This window comes from Acidovorax sp. HMWF018, from assembly GCF_003061035.1.
GTDB classification, from domain to species: Bacteria; Pseudomonadota; Gammaproteobacteria; order Burkholderiales; family Burkholderiaceae_C; genus Acidovorax; species Acidovorax delafieldii.
Map to the genome: position 1 here is coordinate 1 of NZ_QAIM01000119.1, position 14293 is coordinate 14293.

The 14293-nt window shown below is 65.2% G+C and carries 10 protein-coding genes and 1 pseudogene; all 11 read left to right on the plus strand.

Annotated elements, in window-relative coordinates; translation table 11 throughout:
- The coding region (locus DBR23_RS04375; protein WP_146191225.1) for a nitrate/nitrite transporter at positions 1-788 on the plus strand (788 nt) is incomplete at its 5' end.
- A gap of 23 nt (positions 789-811) precedes the next feature.
- On the plus strand, positions 812-2224 hold the full coding sequence (locus tag DBR23_RS04380; RefSeq protein ID WP_108497434.1) for a NarK family nitrate/nitrite MFS transporter: 1413 nt from the start codon (positions 812-814) through the stop codon (positions 2222-2224).
- Positions 2225-2258: 34 nt separating this feature from the next.
- A complete protein-coding gene (locus DBR23_RS04385; protein ID WP_108497435.1) occupies positions 2259-6062 on the plus strand; it encodes a nitrate reductase subunit alpha in 3804 nt (1267 codons plus the stop codon).
- Positions 6063-6079: 17 nt separating this feature from the next.
- Complete coding sequence (gene narH / locus DBR23_RS04390) at positions 6080-7603, plus strand: nitrate reductase subunit beta (RefSeq protein ID WP_108497436.1); 1524 nt, start codon at positions 6080-6082, stop codon at positions 7601-7603.
- Positions 7604-7623: 20 nt separating this feature from the next.
- The gene (gene narJ, locus DBR23_RS04395; protein WP_108497439.1) at positions 7624-8325 is read left to right on the plus strand and encodes a nitrate reductase molybdenum cofactor assembly chaperone; all 702 of its coding nucleotides are present in this window, start codon (positions 7624-7626) and stop codon (positions 8323-8325) included.
- Positions 8322-9053, plus strand: a complete 732-nt coding sequence (gene narI / locus DBR23_RS04400) for a respiratory nitrate reductase subunit gamma (RefSeq protein WP_108497437.1) — start codon at positions 8322-8324, stop codon at positions 9051-9053. Before narJ ends, narI begins: the two co-directional genes overlap by 4 nt.
- A gap of 147 nt (positions 9054-9200) precedes the next feature.
- Positions 9201-10034 carry a peptidylprolyl isomerase gene (locus tag DBR23_RS04405; protein WP_369882081.1) on the plus strand — a complete coding sequence of 278 codons (834 nt, stop codon included), beginning with the start codon at positions 9201-9203 and terminating at the stop codon, positions 10032-10034.
- Between the two features lie 36 nt (positions 10035-10070).
- The gene (locus DBR23_RS04410; RefSeq protein WP_015012284.1) at positions 10071-10748 is read left to right on the plus strand and encodes a carbonic anhydrase; all 678 of its coding nucleotides are present in this window, start codon (positions 10071-10073) and stop codon (positions 10746-10748) included.
- 100 nt (positions 10749-10848) lie between these two features.
- Positions 10849-13293, plus strand: coding sequence for an adenosylcobalamin-dependent ribonucleoside-diphosphate reductase (locus DBR23_RS04415; protein WP_108497438.1), 2445 nt, complete (start codon positions 10849-10851; stop codon positions 13291-13293).
- 59 nt (positions 13294-13352) lie between these two features.
- Positions 13353-14030 carry a nitroreductase gene (locus DBR23_RS04420; RefSeq protein ID WP_199227631.1) on the plus strand — a complete coding sequence of 226 codons (678 nt, stop codon included), beginning with the start codon at positions 13353-13355 and terminating at the stop codon, positions 14028-14030.
- Positions 14031-14075: 45 nt separating this feature from the next.
- Positions 14076-14293, plus strand: a pseudogene (locus DBR23_RS04425) (ribonucleotide reductase subunit alpha); the annotation flags it as partial.

A 14293-nucleotide genomic window follows, 5' to 3' on the forward strand; every position in this document is an offset into this window, starting at 1 on the left:
TCGGCTGGACCATGGTGCCACAGGTGTATGCGGCCATCATGCTCGGCACGCTGGTGCTGTTCTGGCTGTTCAGCTACAGCGACCCGGCCCACCTGGTGCCCAGCAACGTCAAGTTCACCGACCAGCTCAAGGCGCTCAAGGACCCCAAGGTGCTCAAGTACTGCCAGTACTACAGCATCGTGTTTGGCGGCTATGTGGCGCTGTCGCTGTGGATGGTGCAGTACTACGTGGGCGAGTTTGGCCTTGATATCCGCGTGGCGGCGCTGCTGGCCGCGTGCTTCTCGCTGCCCGGCGGCGTGCTGCGCGCCATTGGAGGCATGTTGAGTGACAAGTACGGCGCCCACAGCGTGACCTGGTGGGTGATGTGGGTGAGCTGGATCTGCCTGTTCCTGCTGAGCTACCCCCAGACCGATTTCACCATCGTCACCGTCAACGGCCCCAAGACCTTCCACATCGGCCTGAACGTGTACCTGTTCACCGGCCTGATGTTCCTGCTGGGCATCTGCTGGGCCTTCGGCAAGGCCAGCGTCTTCAAGTACATCAGCGACGACTACCCCCAGAACATCGGCGCCATCAGCGGCATCGTGGGCCTGGCCGGCGGTATGGGCGGCTTCATCCTGCCCATCCTGTTCGGCGCGCTGATGGACCTCACGGGCATCCGCTCCAGCGCTTTCATGCTGATGTACGGCGTGGTCTGGGTCTCGCTCATCTGGATGTACTTCACCGAAGTGCGCAACACCCGCCTCATGGGCTCGCAAGGTGCCGCCGCACAGCCGGCCGCCCGCTGATTTTTCTCGAAGGAACCCTCACCATGTCTGCCACGACCACCAACAGCGGGCGCCAGGGGCGTCTGCTCACCCTTTGGGCACCCGAGGACAAGAAGTTCTGGGAGCGCGAGGGCGAAGCCGTCGCCAAGCTCAACCTGTGGATCTCGGTGCCCGCACTGTTCCTGGCCTTCGCCATCTGGCAGGTCTGGAGCGTGGTCGCCGTGAGCCTGCCGGGCCTGGGCTTCAAGTATTCGACCAACCAGCTGTTCTGGCTGGCGGCGGCACCCGCGCTCTCGGGCGCCACGCTGCGCATCTTCTACTCGTTCATGGTGCCGCTGGTCGGTGGCCGCCGCTGGACGGCGATCTCCACCGCCTCGCTGCTGATCCCGGCCATCGGCATCGGCTTTGCGGTGCAGGACAACACCACGGCCTACCCCACCATGCTCATCCTCGCGCTGCTGTGTGGCCTGGGCGGCGGCAACTTCAGCTCCAGCATGGCCAACATCAGCTTCTTCTTTCCGAAGGAGCGCAAGGGCTCCGCGCTGGGTGTGAATGCGGGCCTCGGTAACCTGGGCGTGTCGGTGGTGCAGTTCCTCAGCCCTCTGGTCGTTACGGCCGGTATCTTTGGGGTCTTTGGTGGCGATGCCCAGACCATTGTGAAGAACGGCCAGACCGCGCAGGTGTGGACGCAGAACGCCGCCTTCATCTGGGTGCCATGGATTGCGCTGACGGCGCTGGCCGCCTGGTTCGGCATGAACGACATTGCCGATGCGCGTGCCTCGTTCGCTGCGCAGGCCGCCATCTTCAAGCGCAAGCACAACTGGCTGATGTGTGTGCTGTACCTCGGCACCTTCGGGTCGTTCATCGGCTATGCCGCAGGCTTCCCGCTGCTCATCAAGAGCCAGTTTCCTAACATCAACCCCCTGGCCTACGCTTGGCTGGGGCCGCTGGTGGGCGCGGTGGTCCGGCCGTTTGGCGGGTGGCTGGCCGACAAGCTCGGCGGGGCGCGCGTCACGCTGTGGAACTTCATCGTCATGGCGATTGCCGTGGTGGGCGTCACGGTGTTCCTGCCATCCGCAGGCAATGAAGGTCAGTTTGCAGGCTTCTTCGTGTGCTTCCTGGTGCTGTTCCTCACCACCGGCATCGGCAATGGCTCCACCTTCCGGATGATCCCCGTGATCTTCCTGACTGAAGCCATGCGCGGTGTGGACCCCCGCAACACTGCGGCCGTGGCCCAGGCCAACAAGGAAGGCAACACCCTGGGCGCCGCCACGCTGGGCTTCACGGCCGCCATGGCGGCCTACGGCGGGTTCTTCATTCCCAAGAGCTATGGCAGCTCCATTGCGCTGACCGGCAGCCCCCATGCCGCGCTGTGGACGTTCTTCGCCTTCTACCTCGTTTGCATCGTGATCACCTGGTGGCACTACGCGCGCAAGAACGCCGCCATGCCTTGCTGATGACCCCTGAACAGAACAGAACAAGGAGCCCCCGATGAGCCATTTCCTCGACCGCCTTTCGTACTTCTCGCAGCCCCGCGAGACCTTTGCCCAGGGCCATGGCGAAACCAATGGTGAAGATCGCACCTGGGAAGACGCCTACCGTGACCGCTGGGCACACGACAAGATCGTGCGCAGCACCCACGGCGTGAACTGCACGGGCTCCTGCTCGTGGAAGATCTACGTCAAAGGCGGCATCGTCACCTGGGAAACCCAGCAGACCGACTACCCCCGCACCCGGCCCGACCTGCCCAACCACGAACCCCGTGGCTGTGCACGCGGCGCCAGCTACAGCTGGTACCTGTACAGCGCCAACCGCGTGAAGTACCCCATGGTGCGCGGCCGCCTGCTCAAGCACTGGCGCGCCGCCATCGCCCTGGCCAAGAGCCCGGTGGACGCCTGGGCCAGCATCGTCGAGAACGATGCCTCCAAGCGCGAATGGCAAAAGCAGCGCGGCCTGGGCGGCTTTGTGCGCAGCACCTGGGACGAAGTCAACCAGATGATCGCTGCGGCCAACGTGTACACCATCAAGAAGCACGGCCCGGACCGCATCATCGGCTTCTCGCCCATCCCGGCGATGTCGATGATTTCGTACGCTGCGGGTTCGCGCTACCTAAGCCTCATCGGCGGCGTGTGCATGAGTTTTTACGACTGGTACTGCGACCTGCCCCCCAGCAGCCCACAGACCTGGGGCGAGCAGACCGACGTGCCCGAGTCGGCCGACTGGTACAACAGCTCGTACATCATTGCCTGGGGCTCCAATGTGCCCCAGACGCGCACGCCGGATGCGCACTTCCTGACCGAGGTGCGCTACAAGGGCACCAAGGTGGTGTCCATCACGCCCGACTACTCCGAAGTCGCCAAGCTCGGCGACCTGTGGATGCACCCCAAGCAGGGCACCGACGCAGCCGTTGCCATGGCCATGGGCCATGTGATCCTGAAGGAGTTCTACTTCAAGGACGGCGGCAAGGGCCGTTCGGCGTACTTCGACGACTATGCGCGCCGCTACACCGACCTGCCGCTGCTGGTGGTGCTCAAGGAAAAGACGCTGCCCGATGGCCGGACGGTGATGGTGCCCGACCGCTATGTGCGCGCCAGCGACTTTCCGAACAAGCTCGACCAGTCCAACAACCCCGACTGGAAGACCGTGGGCTACGACGAACTGGGCCAGGTCACGCTGCCCAATGGCTCCATCGGCTTCCGCTGGGGGGCCGACGGACGTGCCGACCAGGGCCTGTGGAACCTGGAGAACAAGGAAGCGCGCACCGGCAACACCGTCAAGCTCAAGCTCTCGGTGATCGAGGACGGCGCGCAGGCCCATGATGTGGCTGATGTGGCCTTCCCGTACTTCGGCGGCGTGGCAACGCCCAACTTCACGGCCAACGAACAAGGCGGCGATGTGATGGTGCGCCGCGTGCCGGTGTCCCACCTGGAGCTGGCCGGGCACGAAGCCCAGGGCCGGGTGATGGTGGCCACCGTGTTCGACCTGCTGGCTGGCAACTACGGCATTGACCGGGGTCTGCCCGGCGAAGAGCAGGGCGTCACCTACGACAGCGACCGCCCCTACACGCCCGCCTGGCAAGAAAAGATCACCGGTGTGCCGCGCGATCAGATCATCACCGTGGCCCGCCAGTTTGCCGACAACGCGCACAAGACCCATGGCAAGTCCATGGTCATCATCGGTGCGGCCATGAACCACTGGTATCACAGTGACATGAACTACCGCGGCATCATCAACATGCTGATGCTCTGCGGCTGTATCGGTCAGAGTGGTGGCGGTTGGGCGCACTACGTGGGCCAGGAAAAGCTGCGCCCACAGACCGGCTGGACGGCGCTGGCCTTTGCGTTGGACTGGATCCGCCCACCGCGCCAGATGAACAGCACCAGCTTCTTCTATGCCCACACCGACCAGTGGCGCTACGAGAAGCTGGGCATGGAGGAGGTCCTCTCGCCGCTGGCCGACAAGAAGGCTTATCACGGCGCGCAGATCGACTACAACGTGCGCGCCGAGCGCATGGGCTGGCTGCCATCCGCCCCCCAGCTCAAGACCAGCCCGCTGCAGGTGGCCAAGGACGCCGCAGCCCGGGGCATGGACGCCAAGGACTACGTGGTCCAGTCACTGAAAGACGGCAGCCTGCAGATGAGCTGCGAAGACCCGGACCACCCCGCCAACTGGCCGCGCAACATGTTCGTGTGGCGCTCCAACATCCTGGGCTCGTCGGGCAAGGGGCATGAATACTTCCTCAAGCACCTGCTGGGCACCACCCACGGCGTGCAGGGCAAGGACCTGGGCAAGGACGAAGCCAAGCCCGAGGAAGTGCAGTGGCACACCAACGCGCCCGAAGGCAAGCTGGACCTGCTGGTCACGCTCGACTTCCGCATGAGTACCACCTGCCTGTACTCCGACATCGTCTTGCCCACGGCCACCTGGTACGAGAAGAACGACCTCAACACCAGCGACATGCACCCCTTCATCCATCCGCTGTCCACAGCGGTGGACCCTGCCTGGCAGGCCAAGAGCGACTGGGAGATCTACAAGGGTTTCGCCAAGGCCGTGAGCGAGGTCAGCGTGGGCCATCTGGGCGTCGAAAAGGACGTGGTGCTCACACCCATCATGCACGACACGGCCGGCGAAATGGCACAGCCCTATGGTGTGCGCGACTGGAAGCGGGGCGAGTGCGAACTCATCCCCGGCAAGACCGCGCCGCAGGTCACGATGGTCGAGCGCGACTACCCCAACCTCTACAAACGCTTTACCGCGCTGGGCCCGCTGATGGAGAAGGTGGGCAACGGCGGCAAGGGCATTGGCTGGAACACGCAGATCGAGGTGGGCCAGCTGGGTGACCTGAACGGCCGCGTGAAGGAAGAGGGCGTGACGCAGGGCATGCCCCGCATCGTGACCGACATCGACGCCACCGAAGTGGTGATGATGCTCGCGCCTGAAACCAATGGCCACGTGGCCTGCAAGGCCTGGGAGGCCCTGGGCAAGCAGACCGGCCGTGACCACGTGCACCTGGCGCTGCACCGCGAGGACGAGAAGATCCGCTTCCGCGACATCCAGGCGCAGCCACGCAAGATCATCAGCTCACCCACCTGGTCGGGTCTGGAAAGCGAGAAGGTCAGCTACAACGCGGGCTACACCAACGTGCACGAGTACATCCCATGGCGCACGCTCACGGGCCGCCAGCAGTTCTACCAGGACCACCCGTGGATGCGTGACTTCGGCGAAGGCTTTGTGAGCTACCGCCCACCGGTGCACCTCAAGACGTTGCACGAAGTCGAAGGCAAGAAGCCCAACGGCAACAAAGAGATCCAGCTGAACTTCATCACGCCGCACCAGAAGTGGGGCATCCACAGCACGTACAGCGACAACCTGATGATGCTCACGCTCAACCGGGGTGGCTCGGTGGTGTGGCTGAGCGAGGACGACGCCAAGGTCGCTGGCATCGTGGACAACGACTGGGTCGAACTCTTCAACGCCAACGGTGCCATTGCAGCCCGTGCGGTGGTGAGCCAGCGTGTAAACCCCGGCATGGTGATGATGTACCACTCGCAAGAGAAGATCATCAACACCCCTGGCTCCGAGATCACCGGCACCCGTGGCGGTATCCACAACTCGGTCACGCGCATCGTGCTCAAGCCCACCCACATGATTGGCGGCTACGCACAGTACAGCTACGGCTTCAACTACTACGGAACCATCGGCACCAACCGCGACGAGTTCGTGCTGGTGCGCAAGATGGACCGCGTGGACTGGCTCGACGATGAGCCTGTGTCCAGCACCGCAGCCCACGCCTGAAGCCAAGGAGAAACACGATGAAAATTCGCGCACAAATCGGCATGGTGCTGAACCTGGACAAGTGCATTGGTTGCCACACCTGTTCCGTCACCTGCAAGAACGTCTGGACCAGCCGCCCCGGGGTGGAATACGCCTGGTTCAACAACGTCGAAACCAAGCCCGGCATCGGCTACCCCAAGGAATGGGAAAACCAGGACAAGTGGAATGGCGGCTGGGTGCGCAGCCCCGACGGCTCCATCGCGCCCCGCCAGGGCGGCAAGTGGAAGCTGCTCATGCGCATCTTCGCCAACCCCAACCTGCCGCAGATCGACGACTACTACGAGCCCTTCACGTTCGACTACGACCACCTGCAGTCCGCGCCTGAAACCAAGGCCGCACCCACGGCCCGCCCGCGCAGCCTGATCACCGGCAAGCGCATGGAGAAGATCGAGTGGGGCCCGAACTGGGAAGAAATTCTGGGCGGCGAGTTCAGCAAGCGCAGCAAGGACAAGAACTTCGACGATGTGCAAAAGGACATCTACGGCCAGTTCGAAAACACCTTCATGATGTACCTGCCGCGCCTGTGCGAGCACTGCCTGAACCCGGCGTGCGTGGCATCGTGCCCCAGCGGCTCGATCTACAAGCGCGAAGAAGATGGCATCGTACTGATCGACCAGGACAAGTGCCGTGGCTGGCGCATGTGCGTCTCAGGCTGCCCCTACAAGAAGATTTACTACAACTGGCAATCGGGCAAGGCCGAGAAGTGCATCTTCTGCTACCCCCGCATCGAAGCGGGCCAGCCGACCGTGTGCTCGGAAACCTGCGTGGGCCGCATCCGCTACCTGGGTGTGCTGCTGTATGACGCAGACCGCATCCAGGAAGCCGCCAGTGTGGAGCGCGACCGGGACCTGTACCAGGCCCAGCTCGACATCTTCCTGAATCCGAACGACCCCGATGTCATCAAGCAGGCCCGCATCGACGGCATCCCGGACAGCTGGATGGACGCCGCCCGCAACAGCCCCGTCTACAAGATGGCGGTGGACTGGAAGGTGGCCCTGCCGCTGCACCCCGAGTACCGCACGCTGCCCATGGTCTGGTATGTACCGCCGCTCTCGCCCATCACGGCCGCGGCCAATGCCGGCCATGTGGGCGTGAATGGCGAGATCCCTGACGTGTCGCAGCTGCGCATTCCTGTGCAGTATCTGGCCAACCTGCTCACCGCCGGTGACACCGGGCCCGTGGTGCGGGCGCTGGAGCGCATGCTGGCCATGCGCACCTACCAGCGCGACAAGCATGTGGAACAGCGCCAGAACCTGTCGGTGCTCCAGCAGGCGGGCCTGTCGATGGCCGAGGTCGAGGAGATGTACCACGTGATGGCGATTGCCAATTACGAGGACCGCTTCGTCATCCCATCGGCCCACCGCGAGTACGCAGAAAACGCGTTCGACATCCGGGGCGGCTGCGGCTTCTCGTTTGGCAACGGTTGCTCCGACGGCGCCACCGAGACCAGTATGTTCGGTGGCAAGAAGCCGCGGACCATTCCCATCAAAGCGACTGTTTGAGCGACACGGAAGGAATCACCATGTTCAAGAAGAACCCGACCTCCGTGCGCCTGACCCTGCGCGCCCTGGGCTACCTGCTGAGCTACCCCGATGCTCAGCTGCGCAGCGTGATGCCGCAGCTCATCGACGCTCTGCAGGCCGAGCAAGCCCTGACGGCCGAGCGCATGGAGGAGTTGAAGGCGGTGTGCGAGCACCTGGCTGCACTCGACCCGCTGGAAGCCGAAGCCCGCTACGTGGACAACTTTGATCGCGGCCGCCAGACCTCGCTGCACCTGTTCGAGCATGTGCACGGCGACTCGCGCGACCGTGGCCCGGCGCTCATCGACCTGCTGCAGACCTACGAGAAGGCTGGCTTGCAGTTCCAGGCAGAGGAGCTGCCCGACCACCTGCCGGTGGTGCTGGAGTTCGCCTCGACCCAGCCGCCCGAAGTGGCCAGGGAGTTTCTGGGCGAAATGGCCCACATCCTCAATGCGCTGTTCAGCGCCCTCGTGGCGCGCAACAGCCCCTACGCCAGCGTGATCGCCGCCGTGCTCGAAGTCTCGGGCCAGCGTGTGCAGTCGGTGGCGCTCACGCCCGAGCCGCCCATGGACGAGGTCTGGGCCGAGCCCGAAGCGTTTGGCGGTTGCAGCACCCAGGGCCAGTCCAAGCCCGACCAGCCGCAGCCCCTGCATTTTGTTCGTACCCCCCGCGCCGAGCGGGCACCCGAAGGAGTCTCAGCATGACCACCTGGCTTGACACCCTGCTGTTTGGCATCTATCCCTACATTTGCCTGGCCGTGTTCTTCATCGGCAGCTGGGCGCGGTTTGACCGTGACCAGTACACCTGGAAGAGTGACTCGTCGCAGCTGCTGCGCTCCGGCAGCCTGCGCTGGGGCAGCAACCTGTTCCACATCGGCGTGCTGTTCCTGTTCTTCGGCCACACGGTGGGCATGCTCACGCCGCACTTTGTGTACGAGCACTTCATGAGTGCGGGCGCCAAGCAGCTCATGGCCATGGTGACGGGAGGCCTCGCGGGCACGCTGGGCTTCATCGGCCTGTCTATCCTGCTGCACCGCCGCCTGTCGGACCCTCGCATCCGCGCGACGTCGAAGACCAGCGACATCCTGATTCTGGTGCTGCTGTGGCTGCAACTGGCACTGGGCCTGGCCACCATTCCGCTGTCGGCGCAGCATCTGGATGGCTCCATGATGATGAAGCTGGCCGAATGGGGGCAACGGGTGGTGACCTTCCGCAGCGGCGGGGTGGAGCTGCTGGCCGAGGCGGGCTGGATCTTCAAGGCCCACATGTTCCTGGGCATGAGCATCTTCCTGGTCTTCCCCTTCACCCGCCTGGTGCATGTGTGGAGTGGCTTTGGCACGCTGGCCTATGTGCTGCGCCCCTACCAGGTGGTGCGTGCGCGCCGCTTGAACCTGCCCCCAGGCCACATGCAGTCGCAAGACCGCCGCGCCTGAAATCCACCGACTATCAAGGAGCACACCATGAGCGGATGTGGAACCGGGAGCTGCGGATGTGGCTCCACTGACAGCGGCGTGGCGGCAGCACCTGCCAGCACGCTGACCCCGACGCAGGCTGCGGCCTACGAGGCCCTGGTGGCAACGATGGACGATGTGCCCCTGCAAGCCACCCTGGCACCACAAGCCGGCGCCATGGGGGGCAGGGGCTCGGTGGCGGCCGAGGTGGCACGCGTCAATGGCGTGGCCCTCAACGCCCCGCACGAGTCGCTGGACGAAGAGGCCCTGCGCCAGCGTGCGTGCACCGAGTTGCTGCGCCAGGCGGCGCAACAAGCGGGTCTGCTGCCCGCGAGCGATGTGCCGGGTGCCCTGGGCGCCATCAGCGTCCAGGCCTCCGATGCCGTTGAGCAGTTGCTGGAGCGCGAGCTGGACCTCCCCGATCCTTCAGAGGAAGCCTGCCGCCGCTACCACGAGGCCCACCCTGCGGCCCATGCCCAGGGGGAGCGTGCGCAACTGCGCCATGTGCTGTTTGCGGTGACACCGGGCGTGGATGTGAAGCAGCTGCGCCTGCGGGCCGAGGCCTTGCTGATTGAACTGCGCTGCGCGGACGATGGCGGTGCACAGTTCGCCAAGGCCGCCGCCCAGTGGTCCAACTGCCCCAGTGGCCAGCAGGGCGGTGACCTGGGCTGGCTGACCCGCGCCGACTGCGCCCCCGAGTTCGCGCGCGAGGTGTTTGGCGGTGCTGAGATCGGTGTGCTGGCACGCCTGGTGCACAGCCGCTTTGGTCTGCATGTGGTGGAGGTGGTGGCCCGTGACCCGGGGCAACAGCCCTCGTTCGAAGAGGTGCGCCAAGCCATTGCGCTCACCCTGCGCCAGCAGGCCTGGGTGAATGCGTTGCGCCAATATTTGCAGCTGCTGGCGGGCGCCGCCGTGGTCGAAGGGGTGGCGCTGGACGCGGCCGACACACCGCTCGTACAGTAGTTGCTCCACACACCACCGTTATCTGATTGCCTGCCCATGCCCGACGAGTTGCTGGACCGCTTGCGCCGCTTCCATGACGACGCTTTCCCCCAGTACCGCCAGCAGTTCCAGGCGCTGGTGGACGAAGGGCAGCATCCCACCACCTTGTTCATCGGGTGTTCCGACTCCCGCCTGGTGCCCTATCTGCTGACTGGTGCGGGGCCGGGCGAGCTGTTTCTGGTGCGCAATGTGGGGGCGTTCATCCCGCCGTACGACGGGTCGCATGGCCACCATGGCACCACGGCGGCCATCGAGTTCGCAGTGCTCAACCTGCAGGTGCGCCGCATCGTGGTGTGCGGCCACAGTCACTGTGGGGCCATCAAGGCGATGTATGGTGAGGTGTCGCCCGAGGCCCCCAACCTCAACCGCTGGCTGGACCTGGGGCGCGAGGCACTGTTGCCCATGCAGCCGGGTCCCGAGGTATTGCGCCGCACCGAACAGCGCGCAGTGGTGTTGCAGCTGGAGCGCCTCATGGAGTACCCCATGGTGCGTAGCCGGGTGCAGTCGGGCCAGATCAGCCTGCACGGTTGGCACTATGTGATCGAGGACGGCGAAGTGCATGTGTTCGACGTCCAGACCGGTGGATTTGTGCCCGCTTCGCAGTCGGACCACAGCGGCACCGGCCCCTACCAGCCCTACGTGGAGCATGATGGGCAGGTGCTGGTGGACGAGTGAGCGGCCACCGACTTGCCATGGCGCTGCATTCGGAGTGGAATGAGCGCTCCTTGACGGAACGCAACCCCGTTTCAGCCTGAAACCCAAATCATCGGCCCCCATGAAACGCGAACCCCAGCCCCCACTCAACCCCACCTCGTCCCTGCAGCCCATCAGCCTGGATGTGCTGCGGGAGAAATACCTCAAACCCGGCGAAACCACGGCCGACGAGCTGTACCAGCGCGTGGCACGGGCCCTGGCCTCGGTCGAAAAGCACGAGCTGCGCGCAAAGTACGAGGCCCTGTTCCTCGCCAACCTGAAGGCGGGCGCCATCGGCGCAGGCCGCATCATGAGCGCAGCAGGCACCGACATCCAGGCCACCCTCATCAACTGCTTTGTGCAGCCCGTGGGTGACTGCATCCAGGGCGTGGATGACGAAGGCTTTCCGGGCATCTACGAAGCGCTGCGCGAGGCGGCCGAGACCATGCGCCGTGGCGGGGGCGTGGGCTACGATTTCTCCCGCATCCGTCCCAAGGGCGCACAGGTGAAGGCCACCGCCTCCATGGCATCGGGGCCGTGCAGCTACATGAACGTGTTCGACCAGTCCTGCTCCACCGTGGAGAGTGCTGGCGCACGCCGGGGTGCGCAGATGGGCGTGCTGCGCATCGACCACCCGGACGTGCACGAGTTCATCACCGCCAAGCGCACGCCAGGCCGCTGGAACAACTTCAACGTGTCGGTGGGTGTGTCGGACGAGTTCATCCAGGCCGTGCAGAACAACGCACCGTGGGAGCTGGTGCACAAGGCCCGCCCCGGCACCGCACTGCTGGCCCAGGGCGCTCGCCAGCGCGCCGATGGCCTGTGGATCTACGCCACCGTGGCCGCGCGCGAGCTGTGGGACACGATCATGAAGTCGGCCTACGACTTTGCCGAGCCTGGCATCCTGTTCCTGGGGCGCATCAACGAAGACAACAACCTGCACTACTGCGAAGACATTGCGGCGACCAACCCCTGCGGAGAGCAGCCGCTGCCGTCCTATGGCTGCTGTGACCTGGGCCCCATCATCCTCACCCGCTTTGTGCGCCACCCCTTTGGTTTTGGCGGTGTGGCCGCGTTTGACTTTGACGCATTCACCCAGGCCGTGGCACTGCAGGTGCGTGCACTCGACAACGTGCTCGATGTGACCTACTGGCCGCTGCCGCAGCAGCGCGACGAGGCCATGGCCAAGCGCCGTATTGGCGTGGGCTTTACCGGCATGGGCAACACGCTGGCCATGCTGTGCCTGCGCTACGACTTGCCCGAGGGTCGCACGATGGCGGCACGCATTGCCGAGTACATGCGCGACGCCGCGTACGCCGCATCGGTGGACCTGGCGCGCGAGAAAGGTGCGTTTCCAAAGTTCGATGCGCGGGGCTACCTGGCGGAAGGCACGTTTGCGAGCCGGCTGCCCGAATCGCTCAAGGCCGCGATCCACCAGCACGGCATCCGCAACAGCCACCTGTTGTCCATCGCGCCCACGGGCACCGTGAGCCTGGCCTTTGCCGACAATGCCTCCAATGGCATCGAGCCGCCGTTCTCGTGGTTGTACAAGCGCAAGAAGCGCGAGTCCGACGGCAGCACCACCGAATACGCGGTGGAAGACCATGCCTGGCGCCTGTACCGCGAGCTGGGCGGGGATGTGGAGGCGTTGCCAGACTACTTCGTCTCGGCCCTGGCCATGCCGGCCGAAGGCCACATCGCCATGATGGAAGCCGTGCAGCCTTTTGTGGACACGGCCATCTCCAAGACCGTGAACATTCCCGCGGACTACCCCTACGAAGGGTTCAAGGACCTGTACCTGCAGGCCTGGCGCGCCAAGCTCAAGGGCCTGGCCACCTACCGGCCCAACAGCATTCTGGGTTCGGTGCTCGAAACCCATGCGGAACCTGCGCCTGCGCCCGCTGCGGCGCCTGTGGCGCCACCCGCACCCCCGGTGGACCCCATGCGCACCGTGATCGAAAGCCGTCCGCAAGGGGGCCTTTCGGCGGTGGCTGAGAAGCTTGAGTACTGGACACAGGAAGGCCACAAGACCCTGTACCTCATCGTGTCCTTCCTGCCCGTGCCCACGGGCGTGGGCAACGGTACGGTGGACCGCGCCATCGAGTTCTTCATGCCCGTGGGCCAGAGCGGCGAGTCGCAGCAGTGGATCACGTCCAGCATGCGCATGCTGTCGCTCGCAGCGCGCGGCGGTTTTCTGGAGCGGGCGCTGTCCGACATGCGCAAGGTCGCCTGGGACCGCGGCCCGGTGCGCCTGGGCACCCACCGCAAGGACGACGGCACGCTGGTGCCCATGTGGCACGACTCCGAAGTGGCGGCCATGGCCTATGCCATCCAGAACATCCTGGCCCGCCGCGTGGCCGACCCGGTGCAGCAGCAGCTGCCGCTGGACGAGCCCACGCCACCGCCCGTGGCCGTGCCCCAGGCCATGGCGGGCAAGAAGTGCAGCGAGTGCGGCGCCCATGCGGTCATCCGCAAGGACGGCTGCGACTACTGCACGCAGTGTGGGCACCTGGGGAGCTGTGGATGAGCGGTCGGGCTCGGCATCGGCCTTCCCGGCACACACGGTAAGCATTGGAGGGATTCCCCATGTCTGTCATTCCCTGGCCGTTGAACCCTTCGTCTCGCGCGCAGCCTGCTGCGGCGCGGGCCAGTGCGCCTGACGATGTGGCCGGGCTGGCGGCGGCGTTGATCCAGTCACGTCAGACCATCCTGCCCAAGCGCCTGGGCGGGCCCGGCCCCAATGCGGTCGAGCTGGCGCAGATCCTCCAGGCCGCAGCCCACGCGCCAGACCATGGCCAGCTGCTGCCCTGGCGCTTCATCCTGGTGCCGCAGGCCGCGCGTCCGCCGCTGGCCGATGTGTTTGCGCAGGCCCTGCTGGAGCGCGACTCTGCCGCCACCCCCGAGCAGGCCGAGCAGGCACGCGAGAAGGCGTACCGCTCCCCGGTGTTGCTTTTGGCGGTGGTAGATGCCGAGCGGGGCGACGCCGAGATTGATCTGGCCGAGCGCACCGTCTCTGCCGGCTGTGCCGTGCAGAACATGCTGCTGATGGCCACCGCGCAAGGCTACGGTTCGGCACTGACCAGCGGCAAGGCGCTGAAGGCGCCGAGCCTGCGGGCCTTGTTTCAACTGGCGGCCTCCGAGCAGGCCTTGTGTTTCATCAGCATCGGCACCGTGTTGTCGCGCAAGGCGGTGCGCGCACGCCCTGCGGCAGGCGCCTATGTGAGCACACTGGATGCCAAGCGGGGCGTGGTGCCTGGATTTTGAAGCGCGTTGGTGGCTCCCACCTTTCATTGATTGCGAGACCTTTTCATGGATATTTCCAGTTTTGACGACCTGCTGCAGGCTGCGCGCATGCAACCCGAGCCGCAGCGCCTGCTGTTCGTCTTCGCGGCGGTGGAGCTGCCCGACGACGCCACCCCCGCGCAGCGCGCGCGCTTCGAGGCCGGGCAGGGCGGTGCCCTGGTGCCTCTGATGTGTGTGGACAAGACGCCGCAGGAACTGGCATCGTTCGACGCACTGGTGACCGA